The organism is Streptomyces sp. 71268, from assembly GCF_029392895.1.
In the GTDB taxonomy this organism is placed as follows: domain Bacteria; phylum Actinomycetota; class Actinomycetes; order Streptomycetales; family Streptomycetaceae; genus Streptomyces.
The window spans coordinates 6,518,874-6,539,717 of sequence record NZ_CP114200.1 but is presented as its reverse complement, the minus strand read 5'-3'; the positions used below and the strand labels follow the sequence as shown (position 1 = coordinate 6,539,717).

19 protein-coding genes are annotated in these 20,844 nt (G+C 71.0%); 5 read left to right on the top strand and 14 right to left on the bottom strand.

Going from position 1 to position 20,844, the window contains the following annotated elements; all coding sequences use genetic code 11:
• Positions 1-91: 91 nt before the first annotated feature.
• From OYE22_RS26035 to OYE22_RS26020, 4 genes are all read right to left on the bottom strand, one after another.
• On the bottom strand, positions 92-1,720 hold the full coding sequence (locus OYE22_RS26035; protein ID WP_277322658.1) for a cytochrome bc complex cytochrome b subunit: 1,629 nt from the start codon (positions 1,718-1,720) through the stop codon (positions 92-94).
• Positions 1,717-2,772 (bottom strand): Rieske 2Fe-2S domain-containing protein, encoded by a 1,056-nt coding sequence (locus tag OYE22_RS26030; protein WP_277322657.1) that lies wholly within the window; start codon positions 2,770-2,772, stop codon positions 1,717-1,719. Before OYE22_RS26030 ends, OYE22_RS26035 begins: the two co-directional genes overlap by 4 nt.
• Positions 2,769-3,581, bottom strand: a complete 813-nt coding sequence (locus tag OYE22_RS26025; protein WP_277322656.1) for a cytochrome c — start codon at positions 3,579-3,581, stop codon at positions 2,769-2,771. Before OYE22_RS26025 ends, OYE22_RS26030 begins: the two co-directional genes overlap by 4 nt.
• A gap of 81 nt (positions 3,582-3,662) precedes the next feature.
• Entirely contained in the window at positions 3,663-4,283 is a 621-nt protein-coding gene (locus OYE22_RS26020) for a heme-copper oxidase subunit III (protein ID WP_176161200.1), read from the bottom strand.
• Positions 4,284-4,554: 271 nt separating this feature from the next.
• Here OYE22_RS26020 and OYE22_RS26015 point away from each other — a divergent pair, with 271 nt between their 5' ends.
• The gene (locus OYE22_RS26015; protein WP_176161201.1) at positions 4,555-4,956 is read left to right on the top strand and encodes a hypothetical protein; all 402 of its coding nucleotides are present in this window, start codon (positions 4,555-4,557) and stop codon (positions 4,954-4,956) included.
• Between the two features lie 139 nt (positions 4,957-5,095).
• Here OYE22_RS26015 and OYE22_RS26010 read toward each other — a convergent pair whose 3' ends face one another.
• The 4 genes from OYE22_RS26010 to coxB all read right to left on the bottom strand — a co-directional run bounded on the left by OYE22_RS26010 (position 5,096) and on the right by coxB (position 9,581).
• Complete coding sequence (locus tag OYE22_RS26010) at positions 5,096-6,349, bottom strand: Ig-like domain-containing protein (protein ID WP_277322655.1); 1,254 nt, start codon at positions 6,347-6,349, stop codon at positions 5,096-5,098.
• A gap of 144 nt (positions 6,350-6,493) precedes the next feature.
• Positions 6,494-6,892: a cytochrome c oxidase subunit 4 gene (locus tag OYE22_RS26005; protein ID WP_277322654.1), complete on the bottom strand. Its 399-nt coding sequence runs from the start codon at positions 6,890-6,892 to the stop codon at positions 6,494-6,496.
• Positions 6,889-8,622 (bottom strand): cytochrome c oxidase subunit I, encoded by a 1,734-nt coding sequence (gene ctaD, locus OYE22_RS26000; RefSeq protein WP_176161204.1) that lies wholly within the window; start codon positions 8,620-8,622, stop codon positions 6,889-6,891. The genes OYE22_RS26005 and ctaD overlap by 4 nt, the downstream gene beginning before the upstream one ends.
• A complete protein-coding gene (coxB, locus tag OYE22_RS25995) occupies positions 8,619-9,581 on the bottom strand; it encodes a cytochrome c oxidase subunit II (protein ID WP_277322653.1) in 963 nt (320 codons plus the stop codon). The genes ctaD and coxB overlap by 4 nt, the downstream gene beginning before the upstream one ends.
• Positions 9,582-10,056: 475 nt before the next feature.
• Here coxB and OYE22_RS25990 point away from each other — a divergent pair, with 475 nt between their 5' ends.
• Positions 10,057-11,613, top strand: coding sequence for a cysteine desulfurase/sulfurtransferase TusA family protein (locus OYE22_RS25990; RefSeq protein WP_277322652.1), 1,557 nt, complete (start codon positions 10,057-10,059; stop codon positions 11,611-11,613).
• A 125-nt stretch (positions 11,614-11,738) separates the two neighbouring features.
• On the opposite strand, the gene OYE22_RS25985 is transcribed toward OYE22_RS25990, so the two are convergent.
• Positions 11,739-12,725 carry a carbohydrate kinase family protein gene (locus OYE22_RS25985; RefSeq protein ID WP_277322651.1) on the bottom strand — a complete coding sequence of 329 codons (987 nt, stop codon included), beginning with the start codon at positions 12,723-12,725 and terminating at the stop codon, positions 11,739-11,741.
• Between the two features lie 188 nt (positions 12,726-12,913).
• Between OYE22_RS25985 and OYE22_RS25980 the strand changes: the two genes are divergently transcribed.
• Together OYE22_RS25980 and OYE22_RS25975 are read left to right on the top strand one after the other, a co-directional pair.
• Positions 12,914-13,129: a hypothetical protein gene (locus OYE22_RS25980; RefSeq protein ID WP_277322650.1), complete on the top strand. Its 216-nt coding sequence runs from the start codon at positions 12,914-12,916 to the stop codon at positions 13,127-13,129.
• A gap of 201 nt (positions 13,130-13,330) precedes the next feature.
• Positions 13,331-15,058, top strand: a complete 1,728-nt coding sequence (locus OYE22_RS25975) for a hypothetical protein (protein WP_277322649.1) — start codon at positions 13,331-13,333, stop codon at positions 15,056-15,058.
• 256 nt (positions 15,059-15,314) lie between these two features.
• Here the strand turns inward: OYE22_RS25975 and OYE22_RS25970 are convergent, their stop codons facing one another.
• Entirely contained in the window at positions 15,315-15,668 is a 354-nt protein-coding gene (locus tag OYE22_RS25970) for an iron-sulfur cluster assembly accessory protein (protein ID WP_187063318.1), read from the bottom strand.
• A gap of 243 nt (positions 15,669-15,911) precedes the next feature.
• On the opposite strand from OYE22_RS25970, the gene nadA reads away from it, so the two are divergent.
• Positions 15,912-17,114 carry a quinolinate synthase NadA gene (gene nadA / locus OYE22_RS25965; protein WP_277322648.1) on the top strand — a complete coding sequence of 401 codons (1,203 nt, stop codon included), beginning with the start codon at positions 15,912-15,914 and terminating at the stop codon, positions 17,112-17,114.
• 134 nt (positions 17,115-17,248) lie between these two features.
• Here the strand turns inward: nadA and OYE22_RS25960 are convergent, their stop codons facing one another.
• From OYE22_RS25960 to OYE22_RS25945, 4 genes are all read right to left on the bottom strand, one after another.
• Entirely contained in the window at positions 17,249-17,938 is a 690-nt protein-coding gene (locus OYE22_RS25960) for a response regulator transcription factor (RefSeq protein ID WP_277322647.1), read from the bottom strand.
• Positions 17,935-19,362: a histidine kinase gene (locus OYE22_RS25955; protein ID WP_277322646.1), complete on the bottom strand. Its 1,428-nt coding sequence runs from the start codon at positions 19,360-19,362 to the stop codon at positions 17,935-17,937. Before OYE22_RS25955 ends, OYE22_RS25960 begins: the two co-directional genes overlap by 4 nt.
• A 154-nt stretch (positions 19,363-19,516) precedes the next feature.
• Entirely contained in the window at positions 19,517-19,795 is a 279-nt protein-coding gene (locus tag OYE22_RS25950; protein ID WP_277322645.1) for a hypothetical protein, read from the bottom strand.
• A gap of 93 nt (positions 19,796-19,888) precedes the next feature.
• Positions 19,889-20,686, bottom strand: coding sequence for a PspA/IM30 family protein (locus OYE22_RS25945; RefSeq protein WP_277322644.1), 798 nt, complete (start codon positions 20,684-20,686; stop codon positions 19,889-19,891).
• Positions 20,687-20,844 lie beyond the last annotated feature (158 nt).

Here is a 20,844-nt window from a genome sequence, read left to right as displayed (position 1 = left end):
CAGCCTATCCAGGGCCGGGAACAGACGAAGAACCCCGTCCAAACATCGGACGGGGTTCTCCGTGTGGCGATCAGCAGGTGATCAGGAGGGGTCAGTGGTGACCGTGGCCGCTCGTGATCTCCTTGTACTCCTCGACGGTGGGCTTGGCGATCTGGTTGTCCTCGCCGTACAGGCCCTTCGACAGCTTGACGCGGAGCTTCTCGGAGCGGGTGGGCTTGCGCACCACGCCGTTCTCGTCCACCTCGGGCTCCAGCTCAAGCGGCTTGTACTGGTCGTGCGCCGTGAGCGTGTGCAACTGGTCCTGCGACAGCGGCTCGTGCACCTCGATGAACTCGCCGTGCGGCAGCCGCTTGATGATGCCGGACTCGCGACCGTGCAGCACCTTCTCCTTGTCCCGACGCTGCAGGCCGAGGCAGATCCGCTTGGTGACGATGAACGACACCACCGGCAGCACGAAGAACGCGATGCGCGAGAACCAGGTGATCGCGTTGATCGACAGGTGGAAGTGGGTGGCCCACAGGTCGTTTCCACCGGCGATCAGCATCGTCAGGTACGTGGTGATCCAGGCGACACCGAAGCCGGTACGGGTCGGCGTGTTGCGCGGCCGGTCCAGCAGGTGGTGGTGGCGCTTGTCGCCGGTCGCCCAGGACTCGATGAACGGGTAGACGGCGATGGCGAGCAGCACCAGCGGGAAGATCACCAGCGGGATGAACACACCCAGCACGAGGGTGTGGCCCCAGGCGTTGATCTCCCAGCCAGGCATCACTCGGATCAGACCCTCGGCGAAGCCGAGATACCAGTCCGGCTGGGCACCTGTGGACACCTGGTCTGGTCGGTAGGGGCCGATCGCCCACACCGGGTTGATGGTGGCGACGGCCGCGATGGCCGCGATGACACCGAAGACCAGGAAGAAGAAGCCACCGGCCTTGCCCATGTACACCGGCAGGAACGGCGTGCCCACCACGTTGGTGTTGGTCTTGCCGGGCCCGGCCCAGTGGGTGTGCTTGTGCAGGAACACCATGATCAGGTGCGCCACGACCAGGCCGAGCATGATGCCCGGCAGCAACAGGATGTGGATCGAGTAGAACCGGCCGACGAAGTCGTGCCCGGGGAACTCGCCTCCGAAGAGGAACATCGACAGGTAGGTGCCGACCAGCGGGACCGACAGGATGGCGCCCTGGGTGAAGCGGACACCGGTGCCGGAGAGCAGGTCGTCCGGCAGCGAGTAGCCGGTGAGGCCGGTGAAGAGGCCGAGCACCAGCAGCAGGAAGCCGAACACCCAGTTCATCTCACGCGGCTTGCGGTACGCACCGGTGAAGAAGACGCGCATCATGTGCACGAACATGCTGCCGACGAAGATCAGCGCGGCCCAGTGGTGGATCTGCCGGATCAGCAGACCACCGCGGACCTCGAAGCTGATGTCGAGCGTCGAGGCGTACGCCTCCGACATCCTGATCCCCTGCATGGGCACGTACGGACCGTCGTAGACGATCTCGCCCATGCTGGGGTTGAAGAACATCGTCAGGTACACACCCGTGAGGATGATGATGATGAAGCTGTAGAGGCAGACCTCACCCAACATGAACGACCAGTGGTCGGGGAAGATCTTGCGCATGTTGGCCTTGGCCAGGCTGTAGATGCCCAGCCGGCTGTCGGCCCAGTCGGCGACGCGCTCGCCCGCTGGAGCCTTCTTGCGCCGAGTGTCGGTTGCAGTACTCATCCGCGCTCCCAGTAGGCAGGACCGACGGGCTCCGCGAAGTCGCCCATCGCCTCAAGGTAGCCCTTGTCGTTGACCGTGATCCGAAGCTGCGGCAGGGCGTGGCCCGCCGGGCCGAAGATGACTCGGCCGCCGTCGGTCAGGTCGAAGGTCGACTGGTGGCACGGGCACAGCACGTGGTGGGTCTGCTGCTCGTAGAGGCTGATCGGGCAGCCCACGTGCGTGCAGATCTTCGAGAACGCGACGATGCCCTCGTGCGACCAGTCCAGTTCGCGCTTGTTCTTGATGTCCTCCGGCTGCAGCCGGACGATCATGAGCGCCGCCTTGGCGATCTGGTTGTTGAAGTCGTGGTCCTCTTCGCTCAGGCCCTCGGGCATGGCGAACGTCAACGAACCGACGGCGATGTCCTCGGGACGCAGCGGCTCGTGCGTGTTCTCGTTGATGAGCATCTTGCCCTTGGCCCACTTGGTGTGCCTGAGCATCGTGCCCGGCATCGGGCCCAGGTCACGCAGCAGCACCAGGCCGGTCAGCGGCACCATGGCCATCGCGCCGATCAGCGTGTTGCGGACCAGCTTCCGGCGGCCGAGGTCCGACTCGCGGGCACCGTCCTGGAACCCGGCGAGCACCTCCTCGCGCACCTCGGGGGTGGCCTCTATGTCGTGCCGCTCCTCGGGCACCTCGACATCGGTCATCAGCGTCCGGGCCCAGTGGATGGCGCCGGCGCCGATGCAGAACAGCGCGAGCCCCAGGGTCAGACCCAGCGAGAGGTTGAGCGCGCTGACGTGGCCGATCGGGAAGACGTAGACGATCTTGTCGACCGGGAACGCGACGTACGAGGCGATGAAGCCGATCGTGGACAGCATCGACAGCGTGAACAGCCCGGCGACCACGCGCTCGGAGCGCTTGGCGGCCCGCTCGTCGATGTCCTGCACACGGTGCTCGTGGGGCGGCAGCCCCGGGTTGGCGAACGGGTTGTCCCGAGTCGCCAGCACGCCGCCGTCGGCGTCGTCCTGCTGCTGTGGCAGGTTCTCTTCTGAGTTGTCTTGGCTGCTCATGACTTCTTGGCCTTCGTGGTCCGGGCTGCGACCCAAATGGTGATGGCGACCAGGGCGCCCAGGCCGAACACCCAGGCGAACAAGCCCTCAGCCACCGGGCCGAGTCCACCCAGTTGGAAACCACCGGGGCTCTCGGTGTCGTCGCTGTTGACCTTGTTGAGGTAGGCGATGATGTCCCTCTTTTCCTTCTCCGGCATGACCGTGTCGGGGAAAGACGGCATGTTCTGCGGGCCGGTCTGCATGGCCTCGTAGATGTGCTTCGGGCTCACACCGTCAAGAGGGGGCGCGTACTTGCCGTTGCTCAGCGCCCCGCCCTTGCCTGAGAAATTGTGGCACTGGGCACAGTTCGAACGGAAGAGCTGCCCACCGTTGGCAGCATCCTCCTTGCCGTTGAGGCTGTACTGGCTCTTGTTCGGCGTTTCCGGGCCGGCGCCGAGCGAGGCCACGTACGCCGCGAGCTGCTCGGTCTCGGCGGCCGTGTAGACCTTGGGCTTCTTCGGGGCCTGGGCACCGTTCTGCTGGGCCGGCATGCGGCCGGTGCTCACCTGGAAGTCCACGGCGGCGGCGCCGACGCCGACCAGGCTCGGACCGTCAGATGTGCCTTGGCCGCCAGTGCCGTGGCAGCTTGCGCAGCCAACGGCGTAGAGCTTCTTGCCCTCGTCGATGGCGAGGGAGGTCTGGGCCTCGTCGGCCTTGGCCTTGTCCGCCGGCGCGAACGCGGCGTAAAGCCCCCCCGTGGCCGCCAGCGCGAAGAGTAGGACGACGAGCGCCGCCAGCGGATGGCGCCGTCGTGCGGAGAGCTTTTTCACGGATTACCCCGGTGTCAGGATCTTCAGCGTCGATGCTTTTGGCTGCGTCTCGGGTGAAACGCGGGTCCGGTGCGGGACCGGTTACTTGATCATGTAGATCGTGGCGAAGAGGCCGATCCAGACGACGTCGACGAAGTGCCAGTAGTACGACACGACGATGGCCGCCGTCGCCTGCTCGTGCGTGAACCTCTTGGCCGCGTACGTCCTGCCCAGGACCAGCAAGAACGCGATGAGTCCGCCCGTCACGTGCAGCCCGTGGAAGCCGGTGGTCAGGTAGAACACCGAACCGTACGGGTCGGACGAGAGGGTGAGCCCCTCGTGCTTGACCAGCTCGGTGTACTCGAAGACCTGACCGCCGATGAAGATCGCACCCATCACGAAGGTGACCACGAACCACATGCGCAGCTTCTTCACGTCACCGCGCTCGGCGGCGAAGACGCCGAGCTGGCACGTGAGGGAGGAGAGCACCAGGATCGTGGTGTTCGTGGCGGAGAACGGGAAGTTCAGCGCATCGGCCATTTCCTTCCAGTGCTCTGCCCCGGTCACCGATCGGAGGGTGAAGTACATCGCGAAGAGGGCCGCGAAGAACATCAGCTCGGAACTCAGCCAGATGATGGTTCCGACGCTGGTGAGGTTCGGCCGGTTGACCGACGGGTGCGCGTGCCCGGTATCTACTGCTGTTGCTGTCGCCACGACCGACATTATGTCGGTCGCTTATCCCGCCCTCACCTCGGGGGGTCCCGTTCGGAGTGTCAAGGCTGTTCAAGCGGCTCGTACGGCCTATTGCGGCGGTCCCCCGAAGGAGGGAAACGGTATCCGGGGCTCCACAACGCGTTCCGCGCGCCAGCCCTCCTGACGCCCCGTCGAGCCCGGGGAAGATCCGTACGACCTCTCCTCGCCGCGGGCCCCGGCGCAGTAGCATCCGCCCCACGGACCCAGTCCGTTCCGTGCCGTCCACCTGCCTGGAGGAAAGATGCGGCCCACTGCCACGGTGCTGGTCTACAGCGATGACGCGGGCACCCGCGAGCAGGTGCGGCTGGCCGCCGGGCGGCGTCCAGCGGCGGACGTCCCCGAGGTCGAGTACCTGGAGTGCGCCACCCTGCCCGCCGTCCTGGAGGCCCTGGAGGCCGGCGGGATCGACGTCTGCGTCCTGGACGGCGAGACCGCGCCCGCCGGCGGCATGGGCGTGTGCCGACAGATCAAGGACGAGATCTACGCCTGCCCCCCGGTGCTGCTGCTCATGGGCCGCCCGCAGGACGCCTGGCTGGCCACCTGGAGCCGCGCCGAGGCCGCTGTGACGCTCCCGGTGGACCCGGTGGCGCTCGCCGACGCGCTGGCCGGGCTGCTGCGCCAGAAGCGGGCCATAAGCGCCTGAGACCGGCACACGGCCGATTCACGGCGAAGGGGGTCCGGTCCGCGGGAGCGGTCGGGCCCCCTTCGGCATGTGGCGGGCCGGCTCGGCGTGTCGCGGGCCGCCTGGACGGCGGACCGCCGTGGCCGGGTCCTGCCGTGGCTCAGACCGCCGGTCGCAGCCGGGCCGTGTCGGCCGGGCCGCCGCCGTCGCGCGGTCCGGTGGTCAGGGCGCTGCCCTGGCGCCACTTGTCCCAGGACAGGTTCCAGTCGCCGAAGCCGTTGTCGAACGGCGTCATCGTGGTGCCGCCGCTGCCCGTGACCGTCACCAGGTCGCCGGGGCGCACCGTGTCGAAGAACCAGCGGGCGTTGGCGGTGCTCATCCCGGTGCAGCCGTGGCTGACGTTGGCGGCGCCGTGCGAGCCCGCCGACCAGGGCGCCGCGTGCACGTACTCGCCGCTCCAGGTGACCCGGGTGGCCCAGTGCACCGGCAGGTCGTACGACTCGGAACTGCCCTCCGCGATGCCGATGCTGGTCCCGCGCATGCGGACGAAGGACTCCTTGGCGAGGACGACCTTGACGCCGTTGCGCGTGTCGAAGCCCGGCTTGCCGGTGGTGACGGGGATGGTGCGCAGCGTCCTGCCGTCGCGCCGTATGGTCATCCGGTGCGCCGCCGCGTCCGTGACGGCCTCGATCCTGGCGCCGGTGCGCAGCGTGAGGGGCTTGGTGGGGCCGCCGTAGAGGCCGCCGGCGACCTTGATGCCGTCCAGGTGGCTGCGCACGGTGATGGTGGCTCTGGCGGGCCAGTACGCGCGCGGGCGGTAGTGCAGGCTCCTCTCGTCCACCCAGTGCCAGGCGCCCTCGACGGCCGGCTGGGAGCTGACGCGCAGGGCGCGTTCGACGGTGGCCCGGTCCTCGCGGTTCTTCACGGGGGCGCTGAGTTCGGCGGTGACCGGCTGGCCGACCCCGTAGGTGCCGCTGTCCGGGCCGAAACGCACCCGGAGCAACTTGTCGGCGGGGGCGGTGTCGTAGCTGATGGTCTTGCGGCCCGGCCTGCCGTCGGCGTTCTCGGTGCTCACCCGGAGCGTGTAGTGGGCGCCTGCCGCGAGCGGGGCGGTGGAGCGCCACCGCTTGCCGTCGGCGGTGAGTTCGCCGCGCAGGTAGCGGCCGGTGGCGTCGGTGGCGGTCACGTCGGTGATCCGGCTGCCGCCGCCCTTGGCGGTGACCTCCAGGGGCCGGTCGGGGTCGGCCTGGCGGCCGCGCGGGTCGCCGTTGAAGGCCACCTGTTCGGCGGCGTCGTACGGCTTGTCAGCCAGCGGGTCGGAGGGGGAGCCCGCGCAGGCCACGGCGCCTATCGCCAGCGGCGTCACCAGGAGGGCGCAGCGGATGGGTATTCGGGAGCGAGAGGTGTGGCTCATGACCACACGCTAAGAACGGCGGCCGGTTTCGGCGCGCGCAGCGGGCCAAACGAGGGGCGGCCACGGCGGTGACGGGTCCCCCGAAACGCGTACGGCCCGGACTCCCCCGAGGGGGTGTCCGGGCCGTACGGCGAACGGGTGTGCCTACTGGGTGCGGTTCTCGCCCCGGTAGTACTCAAAGACCCAGCCGAAGATGCTGATCATGATGATCGGGGCCGAGAAGTACATCAGCCACCAACCGAAGACCACGCCGAGGAAGGCGAACGAGCCACCCACCGCGAGGAACAGCGGCTGCCAGCTGTGCGGGCTGAAGAAGCCCAGCTCACCGGCGTCGTCAGCGACGTCAGCGTCCTTGTTGTCCTGCGCTCCGGCGTCCACCCGGCGCGCGGTGAACGCCAGGTAGTAGCCGATCATCATGCTCAGGCCGAAGGACAGGGAGAGCGCGGTCGTGCCGACCGGCTCCTTGGACCAGACGCCATAGACGATCGCCATGGCGAGGATGAAGACGGCGAGCCAGATGAACATCCGGCCTTGGATCTTCACTTGCCTGCCTCCTTGCCACCCGCGAGGGCCTTCTCTTCGGTGTGCCCGACGTTCTCAAGCTGGTCGAGCGCGGCGATCTCCGGGTGGTGCAGGTCGAACGCCGGGGATTCGGAGCGAATGCGCGGCAGCGTGAGGAAGTTGTGCCGCGGCGGCGGGCAGGAAGTCGCCCACTCCAGCGAACGGCCGTAGCCCCACGGGTCGTCGACCTCGACCTTCTTGCCGTACTTCGCGGTCTTCCACACGTTGTAGAAGAACGGCAGCACGGACAGGCCCAGCAGGAACGAGCTGATGGTGGAGATGGTGTTGAGCGTGGTGAAGCCGTCCGCGTGCAGGTAGTCGGCGTACCGGCGGGGCATGCCCTCGGCGCCCAGCCAGTGCTGCACCAGGAACGTGCCGTGGAAGCCGATGAACAGCGTCCAGAAGGTGATCTTCCCGAGCCGCTCGTCCAGCATCTTGCCGGTGAACTTCGGCCACCAGAAGTGGAAGCCGGAGAACATCGCGAAGACCACGGTGCCGAAGATGACGTAGTGGAAGTGCGCGACGACGAAGTACGAGTCGGAGACGTGGAAGTCCATCGGCGGCGAGGCCAGGATGACGCCGGTCAGACCACCGAAGGTGAAGGTGATCAGGAAGCCGACCGCCCACAGCATGGGCGTCTCGAAGCTCAGAGAGCCCTTCCACATGGTGCCGATCCAGTTGAAGAACTTCACACCGGTGGGCACCGCGATAAGGAAGGTCATGAAGGAGAAGAACGGTAGGAGCACGCCGCCTGTGACGTACATGTGGTGCGCCCAGACCGTCACCGAGAGACCGGCGATGGCGATCGTCGCGGCCACCAGACCGATGTAACCGAACATCGGCTTGCGGCTGAAGACCGGAATGACCTCGGAGATGATGCCGAAGAACGGCAGGGCGATGATGTACACCTCTGGGTGGCCGAAGAACCAGAAGAGGTGTTGCCACAACAGTGCGCCGCCGTTGGCCGCGTCGAAGATGTGCGCCCCGAATTTGCGGTCCGCCTCCAGGGCGAACAGCGCGGCGGCGAGCACGGGGAAGGCGAGCAGCACCAGGACACCGGTGAGCAGCACGTTCCAGGTGAAGATCGGCATCCGGAACATCGTCATGCCGGGAGCGCGCATGCAGATGATCGTGGTGATGAAGTTGACCGAGCCGAGGATGGTGCCGAAGCCCGAGAGGGCCAGACCCATGATCCACATGTCGGCGCCGACGCCCGGCGAGCGGACCGCGTCCGACAGCGGGGAGTAGGCGAACCAGCCGAAGTCGGCCGCGCCGTTGGGGGTGAGGAACCCGCCGACCGCGATGAGCGAGCCGAAGAGGTACAGCCAGTAGGCGAACATGTTCAGCCGCGGGAACGCCACGTCGGGCGCGCCGATCTGCAGCGGCATGATCCAGTTGGCGAATCCGGCGAACAGCGGCGTCGCGAACATCAGCAGCATGATCGTGCCGTGCATCGTGAACGCCTGGTTGAACTGCTCGTTCGACATGATCTGCGTGCCGGGGCGAGCGAGTTCGGCGCGCATGAACAGCGCCATGACGCCGCCGATGCAGAAGAACGCGAACGAGGTGACCAGGTACATCGTGCCGATCGTCTTGTGATCGGTCGTGGTCAGCCACTTCACCACGGCACTGCCGGGGGCTTTCCGGTACTCGGGTGGTGCTGCCTTTGCCGTGTCGGCGGCGGCACCCTGAGGTTCGTTGAGGATGCTCACTGGTTCTTGGTCTCCGCGTTCTTGGCGGCGTCCGTCTGCTTGATGGTTGCCGGGAGGTATCCGGTCTGACCCTTCTTCGCCAGGTCCTTCAGGTGCTTCCGGTACTCCTCGGGGGAGACCACCTTGACGTTGAAGAGCATCCGGGAGTGGTCCTTGCCGCAGAGCTCGGCGCACTTACCCATGAAGGTGCCCTCCTTGTTCGGAGTCACCTCGAATCGGTTCGTGTGGCCGGGGATGACGTCCTGCTTCATCAGGAACGGAATCACCCAGAACGAGTGGATGACGTCCCGCGAGGTGAGCACGAACTGGACCGTCTCGCCCTTCGGCAGCCACAGCGTCGGGCCCGGCCAGCCCTTGTCCGGGTCACGGTCGCCCGGGATGCCCTGGTCGTACACGCCCTCGGCGCCCTTGGGCACGGCCTTCAGCATCCGGTCCGGGATGCCGGCGACCTCCTTGGGGGTTTTCGCGGGTGTGGACGGGTCGCCGTCCACGTTCTCCATGTAGTTGAAGCCCCAGCTCCACTGGTAGCCCACGACGTTGATGACGTGGTCGGGCTTCTTGGAGGTCTTGAGGAGTTCGCTCTCATCGCGCGCGGTGAAGTAGAACAACACCGAGACGATGACGAGCGGCACGACGGTGTACAGCGCCTCGATGGGCATGTTGTACCGCGTCTGCGGGGGTACCTCGACCTTGGTCCTGCTGCGCCGGTGGAAGATGACGCTCCACAGGATCAGGCCCCAGACCAGCACGCCTGTGGCGAGTGCTGCCGCCCAGGAGCCCTGCCACAGGGAGAGAATCCGCGGCGCCTCCTCCGTGACGGGGGTGGGCATTCCGAGGCGGGGGAAGTCCTTGGATGTGCAACCGGTAGCGGTCGCGAGGACCAGGCCCGCGGCCAGCGCCTGCGGCAGCTTCCGCCGCATCGGGCGCCGCGACGAGCGGTCGGAGCCGTTGGGACTCACGTAGCGCCTTCCCGAGAGTCTCGCCCGTGCGGCCGGCTGCGGCCGTCTCGCTGGTCGGTCGCCGGCCCGCTGCGGGCAGGGGTTTGGATGTTTATGCGGACCAAACCCTACTGGACGCTATTTGAGGTCGCGCGGGGAGGGTGCCCAACGCGCCGGTCCGGGCCCCGAAGGGGTGGAACAGCCGGCTCCGGACGGCATCTGACGGTGTGCTGAGCGCACCCTCGCGCGGCCGGCCGAAGGGGCGGCCGGCTGGTCGTACGCCGGGCCGGGGCGGCCCGCGCCGCCGGTCGCACGCGGGCCGGGGCCCGGCTCCGGCGGCGGCCCCGGGCGAGCCCTCCCGGGCGCGGCCGCCTTCCGGGGGCGGCCGGTCGGCCCCTCGGGGGCGGCCGGTCGTCCGGCGCTCCCTGGTCCGCCCGGGCGACGCGGCGTGAGCCGCGCTACGGCGCTCGGCCCACCGGTCGTCTAGCGTCGTCGCGTGCCCTACTTCGACGCGGCCTCCTCCGCTCCCCCGCACCCCGTGGCCCGGCAGGCGCTGCTCGCCGCCCTGGACGAGGGGTGGGGCGACCCGGCCCGGCTCTACCGGGAGGGGCGGCGGGCCCGACTGCTGCTCGACGCCGCGCGGCAGACCGCGGCCGACGCCGTCGGCTGCCGCCCCGACGAGCTGGTCTTCACCGCGTCGGGGACGCGCGCGGTGCACCAGGGCATCGCCGGGGCCCTCGCCGGCCGGCGGCGGGTCGGCCGGGGGCTGGTCGTCTCGGCGGTCGAGCACTCCTCCGTACTCCACGCGGCCACCGCCCACACGGTCGCGGGCGGCACGGTCACCGAGGTCGGCGTGGACCGTACGGGTCGGGTGGCGCCCACCGCGTACGCCGACGCGCTACGCGGGGTCGCCGAGCCCGTCGCGCTGGCCTGTCTCCAGTCGGCCAACCACGAGGTGGGCACCGAGCAGCCGGTGGTGGACGTCGCGGAGGTCTGCCGCGAGGCGGGCGTGCCGCTCCTGGTGGACGCCGCGCAGTCGCTGGCCTGGGGTCGGGTCGAGGGCCGCTGGTCGCTGCTGACGGCGAGCGCGCACAAGTGGGGCGGGCCGGCGGGCGTGGGGCTGCTGGTGGTGCGCAAGGGCGTGCGGTTCGCGCCGCAGGGCCCGGTGGACGAGCGGGAGTCGGGCCGGTCCGCGGGGTTCGAGAACATCCCGGCCATCGTCGCCGCGGCGGCCTCGCTGCGCGCCGTGCGCGAGGAGGCCGAGTCCGAGGCGCTGCGGCTGCGCGGCCTGGTGGACCGCGTCCGGACCCGGGTACCGGAGCTGGTGCCGGACGTGGAGGTGGTCGGGGACCCGACGCGGCGGCTGCCGCACCTGGTCACCTTCTCCTGCCTGTACGTCGACGGGGAGAGCCTGCTGCACGGGCTCGACCGGGCGGAGTTCGCCGTCTCCTCCGGTTCCTCGTGCACGTCGAGCACGCTGACCCCGAGCCATGTGCTGCGGGCGATGGGGGTGCTGTCGGAGGGCAACGTGCGCGTGTCGCTCCCGAGGGGGACGACCGAGGCGGACGTGGAGCTGTTCCTGGAGCTGCTGCCCGGGATCGTGTCGGCGGTACGCGCGAAGCTGGGGGCGCCGACGGGGCGGGAGTCGGCCTCGGTACGGGGGCCGCGCGCCGACGGGGCGGCGCCGACGGGCGCGGTGGAGGCGCCCGGCGCTCAGAGCTCGGCCGCCGCGGACGCGGCCGGAGGCGGGGCCGGGAATGAAGGCGGGGCTGGGAACGAAGGCCGGGCCGAGGCCGACGGCGCGGGCGCGGACGACGCGCGCGATCTGGAGCCGGCGCTGACCGTGGACGCGCTGGGCAAGCGCTGCCCGCTGCCGGTCATCGAGCTGGCCAAGGTGATCGAGGACGTCCCGGTCGGCGCGGTGGTCGCGGTGCTGGCCGACGACGACGCGGCGCGCCTGGACATCCCGGCCTGGTGCGACATGCGGGGGCAGGAGTACGTGGGCGAGCGCGCGGCGCGGCGCGGCATGGCGTACTGGGTGCGCCGCCGGTAGCCTCCGCCGCGCCGACGGCGGACCGGCTCGCCCCCGCCCCCGCCGGTCACGCGGCGGGAGCGGGGGCGAAGGAGCGCGGAGCGCTGGGGCTGGTGCTCGGTGCGCGGAGCGCTCCGGGCGGGGGCTCAGGCCAGGTCGGCCGGCAGGTGCGGGGTGATCTCGGCGGCGGCGTCCGCGCCGTACGCCTTCTGGAAGCGCTCGACGAAGTTGCCGGAGCGCAGCTCGTACTCCTGCGTGCCGAGCGTCTCGATGACCAGTGTGGCCAGCATGCAGCCGACCTGCGCGGACCGCTCCAGGGGCAGTTCCCAGGACAGGCCGGCGAGGAAGCCCGCGCGGAAGGCGTCGCCGACGCCGGTCGGGTCGACCTTGGCCTTCTCCTCGGGCACGCCCACCTCGATGGTGGGCTCGCCGACGCGCTCGACGCGCACGCCCCGCGCGCCCAGCGTTGTCACCCGGGTGCCGACCTTGCCGAGGATCTCCTCGGCGGTCCAGCCGGTCTTGGTCTCGATGAGCGCCTTCTCGTACTCGTTGGTGAACAGGTACGTGGCACCGTCCACCAGACGGCGGATGTCCTCGCCCTCCATTCGGGCGAGTTGCTGCGAGGGGTCGGCGGCGAACGCGTAGCCGCGCGTACGGCACTCGTCGGTGTGGCGGACCATCGCCTCGGGGTCGTCGGCGCCGATCAGTACGAGGTCGAGTCCGCCGACGCGCTGCGCGACGGGCTGCAGCTCGATCTGGCGGGCCTCGCTCATGGCGCCGGTGTAGAAGGAGGCGATCTGGTTGTGGTCGGTGTCGGTCGTGCACACGAAGCGCGCGGTGTGCAGCAGCTCCGAGATGCGAACCGACTCGGTGTCGACGCCGTGCCGCTCCAGCCAGGCGCGGTACTCGGCGAAGTCCTCGCCCGCCGCGCCGACCAGGACCGGGCGCAGGCCGAGCGCGCCCATGCCGAAGCAGATGTTGGGCCCGACGCCGCCGCGGCGGATGTCGAGGGCGTCGACCAGGAAGGACAGCGAGACCGTATGCAACTGGTCGGCGACCAGTTGGTCGGCGAAACGGCCGGGGAAGGTCATCAGGTGATCAGTGGCGATAGAGCCGGTGACAGCAATGCGCACGGCGAGTCTGCTCCTGCGGGCGACGACAAGGACGATGGTGAGGACGGTCGCTTCACGCTACCGGCTCCGCCGCTCGGCGCCGAACGGGCAAAACTACCCAATAGTAGGGCTTTCTTCGCAGCGTTCGACGTGCCTACGGTGCCTCTAGCCGGGGTGTGCGCCAGCCGCCCCACGGACCGGGAGAGCCCATGCGACAGGACGCCACCCCCGACCTTCCCGTGCACGCCGCCGAACCGGAGTCGTTCGCCGAACTGCGGGCCGACTGCGCGCGGATGGCGCCGCGCTGGTCCGCCAGCGGCGCCGCGGCGACCGCGCCGCCGGTGGGCCCGGCCCAGCTTCGCGGCGTACGGGTGCCGTCGGCCTCCGCCCACCTGGTGGACGGCATGGCCGACTACGGCGACTGAACCGCCGCGCGAGGTGGCCGGCTCCGGCCGCGCCCCCGCCGCTCGGGCCCTCGGGCCGCCGCGTGCCACTCGGGCGCGCGGCGGCCCGTTTTCCGTTCCGCGCCGACCCGGTGGAACCGACCGCTCCCCCGCTCCGTCCCATCGGCGTCCCCGTCCCGGGGATGGAGCCGAACCAAAGAGCGGAGCCGAAGGAGTAACACCGTGAGCACCGAGGACACCCCCGAGGACCTCTCCGAGGAGACTTCCGGCCACACCAGTACGAAGACCGCGAGCAAGCGCCGTTCCCCGTGGGCCATCGCCACGGTGGCCGCGGCGGTGATGGTGGTCGGCGGTGGCGGCGCCTACTGGGCGTCGTCGGCCTCCGACGACGGTGGGTCGCGGGACGGCGGCCGGTCGAGCGACCCGGCGCCCCTGGCCATCGGCGAGCGGGCCGGCGACGAACGCGGGGCGCGCGATGGCATCGCCCCCGGCGAACCCGACCCCGGCCGCGCGCACTACCGGGCACCCGGCGAACTGCCCACCGCGCCACGGGAGACGGCCCCCGTCTACCGCACCGCCCCGAAGGTCTCCCGCGCCGACGTGGAGCGACTGGCCAAGGCGCTGCGCGTGGCCGGCGAGCCCCGGCTGGAGCGCGGCGTGTGGAAGGTCGGCGGCACCCCGGACCGGATGAGCCCGACGCTGCGCGTGAAGGAGACGGGTGCCGGCGGCTGGTCGTACACCAAGTTCGGCGCGCCGGGCGGCGACGGCTGCCTGGAGCCGCCGCACACCATGGGCGACGCCGACGACGCCAGCCAGTCCAGCCCGGCCGGCCCGCGCTGCGGCTCGCTGCGGGACGGCACCTCCGGCGGCGGCACCAAGGACGCCGGGCGCGGCCGCGAGGCGCGCGGCCCGAAGAACGCGCCGGCGGTGCCCGACGGCGGTTCGGAGCCGGTCTCCGTCGCCGAGGCCGAGAAGGCCGCGCGGCCCGTGCTCGACGCGGTCGGCCAGTCCGACGCGAAGCTCGACGCGAGCCGCACCTACGGGGCGGTGCGCGCGGTGACCGCCGACCCGACCTTCGACGGGCTGCCCAGCTACGGCTGGCAGACCACGCTTGAGGTCGGCGTGGACGGCGACGTCGACGGGGCCAACGGCTTCCTCAACAAGCTGGCCAAGGGCGACGAGTACCCGCTGATCGACGCGGACGAGGCCGTCAAGGCGCTCAACGCCGGCCCGGGCAACGCGGGCCGGGCCCCCGTCGGCGACTGCGCCCACACCGAGCCCGCCGCGCCCGACGTGGCGGACGACGTGGAGAAGGGCGACCAGGGCGACAGCGGCGGCAAGGCCGAGCGGGGCACCGACGGCGCGAGCGGCGCCGGGGACGGCGAGCGGGAGGTCGCGCCGTGCGCGCCGGCCCGTGGCGAGCGGTCCGCCGCGCACGAGGTGCGCGAGGCGAGGTTCGGGCTCGGCATGCGGTTCGAGGAGGGCCGGCAGGTGCTGGTGCCCTCGTGGATCTTCACGGTGCGCCCGGCGGACGCCAAGGACGGCGAGTCCGACTTCACCGTCACGCACCCGGCCGTGGACCCGAAGTACGTGATCGGCGCCAGGACCGGCCCCGGCGCGCCAACCGACGGCGGCTCGGACCGGGAGCCCGGTAACGGCACCCGCCCGGGCAAGCACATCGAGTCCTACAGCGCGGACGGCAAGAGCCTGACCGTCCGGTTCTACGGCGGGGTGTGCTCGACGTACGAGGCCACCGCCGACACCTCCGACTCAAAGGTCACCGTGCGGGTGACGGGCAAGGAGAAGAAGCCGGGCGCGAAGTGCGTCCTGGTCGCCAAGGAGTTCGAGAAGAAGATCACGCTCGACGAGCCGCTGGGCGACCGCGAGGTGGTGGACGCCGCCACCGGCGAGTCCGTGCCCAAGGGTGAGGGCGCGAAGCAGGACAAGTAGCGCGAGCGCGGCACGGCCCGTACGGCACGTGGCGCCGGAGCGTCGGGACAGCAGCGGACGCGACCGGGGCGGCGGCCCTCGTCAGCCATGGCCTGGAGCCATGGGGCGGGGGCCGCCGCCTCCGTCGTGGTCGGCCGCGCCGTGAGCCGGGCGCCGGAGCGCGCGGCAGGCGTGCGACCGGGGCGCGGTGCGCCGTCGGCCGCCGTGTGTGGCCCTCGGCCCCGCGGGCGGGTGCGCCCGCGGAGGGGTGGGGGCCTTAGCTGAAGGAGTCGCCGCAGGCGCAGGAGCCCGTGGCGTTCGGGTTGTCGATGGTGAAGCCCTGCTTCTCGATGGTGTCCACGAAGTCGATGGAGGCGCCACCGAGGTACGGGGCGCTCATGCGGTCGGTGACGACCTTGACCCCGTCGAAGTCCTTCACGACATCGCCGTCGAGCGAACGCTCGTCGAAGAAGAGCTGGTAGCGCAGGCCGGAGCAGCCACCAGGCTGAACTGCGACGCGCAGCGCGAGGTCCTCGCGGCCTTCCTGCTCAAGGAGCGCCTTGACCTTGCCCGCGGCGGCATCGGACAGGAGGATGCCGTCACTCGTGGTGGTGTCGTCCTGAACCGTCATCTGCTTCTCTCCCGGGTTGTACGGACTGCTTGCCCTCGGCTGCAACCCACGCCGGGCCGAATTCATTCCGACTCTGGCGCGCGTCTTCCGTCTTCATGCTCGCACACCGGCCTCCGCCCGGACACGGGCCGCCGAACCGGGCATGCGTCACATCGACGCGATGGCCATCGTCAACGTGACGCGAAGCGGTTATGATAAATAGCGTCAATCAGACGAAAAGGCTTGTCTGCGGAAACAGAAAGGGTGCGTGCTGTGACCACCGCCCAACCTCTCGACGTCCAGCCCACGCCTCTGGCCCTGCTGCTCCTGGGTCGCGAGTCCGACCCGAGGAGCGAGCGCGGCGTGGAGTGCCCGGGCGACCTCCCCGCCCCCTCCGACCCCGACCTGGTGGCCCGCGCCCGGGCGGCCAAGGAGCGGCTCGGGGACCGCGTCTTCGTGCTCGGCCACCACTACCAGCGCGACGAGGTCATCGAGTTCGCGGACGTCACCGGGGACTCGTTCAAGCTCGCCAGGGACGCGGCCGCCCGGCCGGACGCCGAGTTCATCGTCTTCTGCGGCGTGCACTTCATGGCCGAGTCCGCCGACATCCTCACCGGCGACGACCAGCAGGTCATCCTCCCCGACCTGGCCGCCGGCTGCTCCATGGCCGACATGGCCACGGCCGAGCAGGTCGCCGAGTGCTGGGACGTGCTGACCGAGGCCGGCGTGGCGGAGGTGACCGTGCCCGTCTCGTACATGAACTCCTCCGCCGACATCAAGGCGTTCACCGGCAAGCACGGCGGCACGATCTGCACCTCGTCCAACGCGCGGCGGGCCCTGGAGTGGGCCTTCGCGCAGGGCGGCCAGGCCGGCGGCGCCAAGGTGCTCTTCCTGCCCGACCAGCACCTGGGGCGCAACACGGCCGTACGGGACCTCGGGATGTCCCTGGAGGACTGCGTCGTCTACAACCCGCACAAGCCGAACGGTGGCCTGACCGTCGAGGAGCTGCGCGCGGCGAAGATGATCCTGTGGCGCGGCCACTGCTCGGTGCACGGCCGGTTCTCGCTGGAGTCGGTGCGGGACGTGCGCGAGCGCATACCGGGCGTGAACGTGCTGGTCCACCCCGAGTGCAAGCACGAGGTCGTCGCGGCCGCCGACTACGTGGGCTCGACCGAGCACATCATCCAGACCCTGGAGGCCGCGCCGGCCGGGTCCAAGTGGGCCATCGGCACCGAGCTGAACCTGGTGCGGCGGCTGGCCAACCGGTTCGCCGACCAGGACAAGGAGATCGTCTTCCTCGACAAGACGGTGTGCTTCTGCTCCACGATGAACCGCATCGACCTCCCGCACCTGGTCTGGGCCCTGGAGTCGTTGGCCGACGGCAAGGTGGTCAACCGCATCGAGGTCGACCCGGAGACGGAGAGCTTCGCCAAGCTGGCCCTGGAGCGGATGCTGTCCCTGCCGTAGCCCCGCCCCGGCGCCCCCACCAGCGGGCCGCCGCGAACGCCCCGCCCGCCGTCCCACCGACGCGGCGCGGGGCGTTCGCGCGCACGCCGGCCGCCCACCGCCAGCCGCGCCCCCGACCTCGCGGGGGACGACAGCTACTCCGAGCGCGGGCGCACCAGGCCGCTCTCGTACGCGATGACCACGAGCCCGGCCCGGTCGCGGGCGCCGAGCTTGGCCATGGTCCGGTTGACGTGGGTCTTCACGGTGAGCGGGCTGACCTGGAGCCGCTCGGCGATCTGGTCGTTCGACAGCCCGCCGGCGACCTGCACCAGCACCTCGCGCTCGCGCACCGTCAGCGCGTCGAGCCGGGCCGCCTCGTAGCCGCCGTCGGCCGCGTGATCTCCCGAACCGGCGCCCTGCGCGAGGAACTTGGCGATCAGCCCCTTGGTGGCGACCGGCGACAGCAGGGCCTCGCCCGCCGCCGCGACCCGGATGGCGGCCAGCAGTTCCTCGGGCTCGGCGCCCTTGCCCAGGAAGCCGCTGGCGCCCGCGCGCAGCGACTCCACCACGTACTCGTCCACCTCGAACGTGGTCAGCATGACCACCCGCACGTCCGCCAGCGCGGGGTCGGCGCTGATCAGCCGGGTGGCGGCGAGCCCGTCGGTGCCGGGCATCCGGATGTCCATCAGCACCACGTCGGCGCCGGTCTCCCGGGTCAGCCGGACGGCCTCGGCACCGTCCGACGCCTCCCCGACGACCTCCATGTCGGACTCGGAGTCCACCAGGATGCGGAAGGCGCTGCGCAACAGCGCCTGGTCGTCCGCGAGCACCACCTTGATCGTCATACGTTCTCGTCCCCTCCCGCGCGGCCCCGTACGGGAAGTGTCGCGCGCACTCGGAAGCCGCCCTCAAGCCGGGGCCCCGCCTCGCAGTCGCCGCGCAGCGCGGCGACCCGCTCGCGCATGCCGATCAGGCCGTGCCCGCCGCCGTCGGCCGCCTCCCGCCAGGCGCCACCGAGGTCGCGGGCGGTGGGCGGCGCGCCCCGGTCGGCGCCGCGCGCCGCAGGCTGGCCCCTGCCGGCCGTCGGGCCCGCCCTGCCCTGGAGCGCGCCGACGCGGGCGGCCGGCTGCGCCGCCGTCTCGCCGGTGCCGCCGCCGTCGTCCACGACGGTGATCTCCAGCTCGTCCCGCTGCCGCACGATGCGCACCGCGGCCGTGGCGCTGGGTCCCGCGTGCTTGTGCACGTTGGTCAGCGCCTCCTGGATGACGCGGTACGCGGTGAGGTCGACGGCGGTCGGCAGGGCGCCGGACACCTCGGCGACGCCGGCCGCGTCGGTCACCCGCGCACCCGGCTCGCCCTCGCTCGCCGCCTCCACGGTCACCCGCAGCCCGGTACGGACGAAGCCGTCGATGAGCTGGTCGAGGACGCTGAGCCCGGGCGCCGGCTCGGTGGGGGCCTTCGGGTCGCCGTACTGGCGCAACAGGCCGACGGTGGCGCGCAGTTCGCCCAGGGCCGAGCGGCTGGCCTCGCGCACGTGCGCGAGGGCCTGCTTGGCCTGGTCCGGGCGGCTGTCCATGACGTGCGAGGCCACCCCGGCCTGCACGTTGACCAGCGCGATGTGGTGGGCGACCACGTCGTGCAGCTCGCGGGCGATGCGCAGCCGCTCCTCGGCCACCCGGCGCCTGGCCTCCTCCTCGCGGGTGCGCTCGGCGCGCACCGCGCGCTCCTCGATCGCCGCGATGAAGGCCCGCCGGCTGCGCACCGCGTCGCCGACGGCGGCGGCCATGCCGGTCCAGGCGAAGATGCCGAGGTTCTCCTGCGCGTACCAGGGCTGGACCCCGAAGATCATCACGGTGCCGGTGAGCAGCGCGACGGTGGCCGCGCCGATCCGCCAGGTGGTGTGCCGGTCGGTGGAGGCCGCGACGGTGTAGAGCGCGATGACCACGCTGATGGCCAGTTGGGAGGGGGGCACGGAGCCGTCCCGCGAGCCGGCGATGCCCAGCACGCTCAGCACCGTGGTGACGGCGAGCACCGTCCGTGGCCGCCGGCGGCGCAGCACGAGCGCGGCGCTGCACAGCACGGCCAGGCCGACGAGGAGCGGGCCGACGTCGGGCCTGTTCTCGGAGGGCCCGGTCACCGAGCTGACCAGGATGCAGACGAAGACGCCGGCGGCGATCACCGCGTCCACGGCGAGCGGGCGCGCACGGAGCCAGCAGTCGCGGATCGGCCCCGGTCTCGGGGTGCTCGGTCCGGTGGCGGGAGGAGTCACGGCATCCAACGGTACGGGCTGACGCGCGGGCCGGTGGCCACCGCGCAGCACGCACCGCCCCCGGCGCCGGGAGGTCGTCCTCCGGGTGCCGGGGGCGGCGGGTGCGCTCGGTCCGGGCCAGGCGCGTGGGGTGGCTGGAGCGGTCGGGCGGTGCTCAGTTCGGGATGAGTCCGTCGTCGCTGAGCATCTGTTCGACCTCTTCGAGGGTGGCTTCGGGCCCGGGGAGGATCAACTCGGACGGCTGGAGCGCGTCGTCGGGCAGCGGTTCGCCCAGGCGGCGCACGGCGTCGAGGAGCGCGGCCAGCGTGCGTCGGAAGCCGTCGTGGTCGCCGCCCTGTATCTCGGCGAGCAACTCGTCGTCCAGGCGGTTGAGTTCGGCGAAGTGGACGTCGTCCAGCCTCACCTGGCCCTCCCCCATGATCCGTACGATCACGATGGCCTCCTCGGCTCACGGTCTTCCCGGCGCGGTCGAACGACCGGCGCCGGTGTCCTCGCCACGTCGCGCACGACGTCGCGTCCGGCGAGGCTACTTCTCGAAGCGCGGCTTCTGCCGGTCGACGGGCTGCACCTGGCTGCCGGGCGCGGCCTGCCCGCCCTCGATGGCGGGCGCCCCGCTGCCGCCGGCCAGCTCGGCCTTCATGCGCTGGAGTTCGATCTCCACGTCCGTGCCGCCGGAGATGCGGTCCAGCTCGGCCGCGATGTCGTCCTTGGCGGCGAGCCCCGACTGGTCGTCGAGCGCGCCCGAGGCCAGCAGTTCGTCGATAGCCCCGGCCCGCGCCTGGAGCTGCGCGGTCTTGTCCTCGGCGCGCTGGATGGCCATGCCGACGTCGCCCATCTCCTCGGAGATGCCGGAGAACGCCTCGCCGATGCGGGTCTGTGCCTGGGCGGCGGTGTAGGTGGCCTTGATGGTCTCCTTCTTGGTACGGAAGGCGTCCACCTTGGCCTGGAGGCGCTGGGCCGCCAGGGTGAGCTTCTCCTCCTCACCCTGGAGCGTCTGGTGCTGCGTCTCCAGGTCGGTGACCTGCTGTTGGAGGGCCGCCCTGCGGGAGAGCGCCTCGCGGGCCAGGTCCTCGCGCCCGAGCGCGAGCGCCTTGCGGCCCTGCTCCTCCAGCTTGGAGGACTGGCCCTGCAACTGGTTCAGCTGCAGTTCGAGCCGCTTGCGGGAGGTCGCCACGTCCGCGACCCCGCGCCGCACCTTCTGGAGCAGTTCGAGCTGCTTCTGGTACGAGTAGTCGAGCGTCTCTCGTGGGTCCTCGGCCCGGTCCAGGGCCTTGTTGGCCTTCGCGCGGAAGATCATTCCCATACGCTTCATGACACCGCTCATGGGCCTCGCGCGCCCCCTTCTGACGGACTTCGGCTCCAGCACCCTCTACAGACCCAGCGTACGGGCCCCGCATCTATTACCGCACTGTTCGGGCGCTCTCGGACTCCTCCTGGAGGACGATCAGGTGTAGGCGGTCTCCGGCCCGAGGAGTAGGTGGC

Excerpts from the sequence above, each read along its gene's own strand:
- OYE22_RS26035 (WP_277322658.1), bottom strand. The coding sequence starts at position 1,720 with ATGAGTACTGCAACCGACACTCGGCGCAAGAAGGCTCCAGCGGGCGAG.
- OYE22_RS26030 (WP_277322657.1), bottom strand. The coding sequence starts at position 2,772 with ATGAGCAGCCAAGACAACTCAGAAGAGAACCTGCCACAGCAGCAGGAC.
- OYE22_RS26020 (WP_176161200.1), bottom strand. The coding sequence starts at position 4,283 with ATGTCGGTCGTGGCGACAGCAACAGCAGTAGATACCGGGCACGCGCAC.
- OYE22_RS26015 (WP_176161201.1), top strand. The coding sequence starts at position 4,555 with ATGCGGCCCACTGCCACGGTGCTGGTCTACAGCGATGACGCGGGCACC.
- OYE22_RS26010 (WP_277322655.1), bottom strand. The coding sequence starts at position 6,349 with ATGAGCCACACCTCTCGCTCCCGAATACCCATCCGCTGCGCCCTCCTG.
- OYE22_RS25980 (WP_277322650.1), top strand. The coding sequence starts at position 12,914 with ATGCGACAGGACGCCACCCCCGACCTTCCCGTGCACGCCGCCGAACCG.
- OYE22_RS25970 (WP_187063318.1), bottom strand. The coding sequence starts at position 15,668 with ATGACGGTTCAGGACGACACCACCACGAGTGACGGCATCCTCCTGTCC.
- OYE22_RS25960 (WP_277322647.1), bottom strand. The coding sequence starts at position 17,938 with ATGACGATCAAGGTGGTGCTCGCGGACGACCAGGCGCTGTTGCGCAGC.
- OYE22_RS25945 (WP_277322644.1), bottom strand. The coding sequence starts at position 20,686 with ATGAGCGGTGTCATGAAGCGTATGGGAATGATCTTCCGCGCGAAGGCC.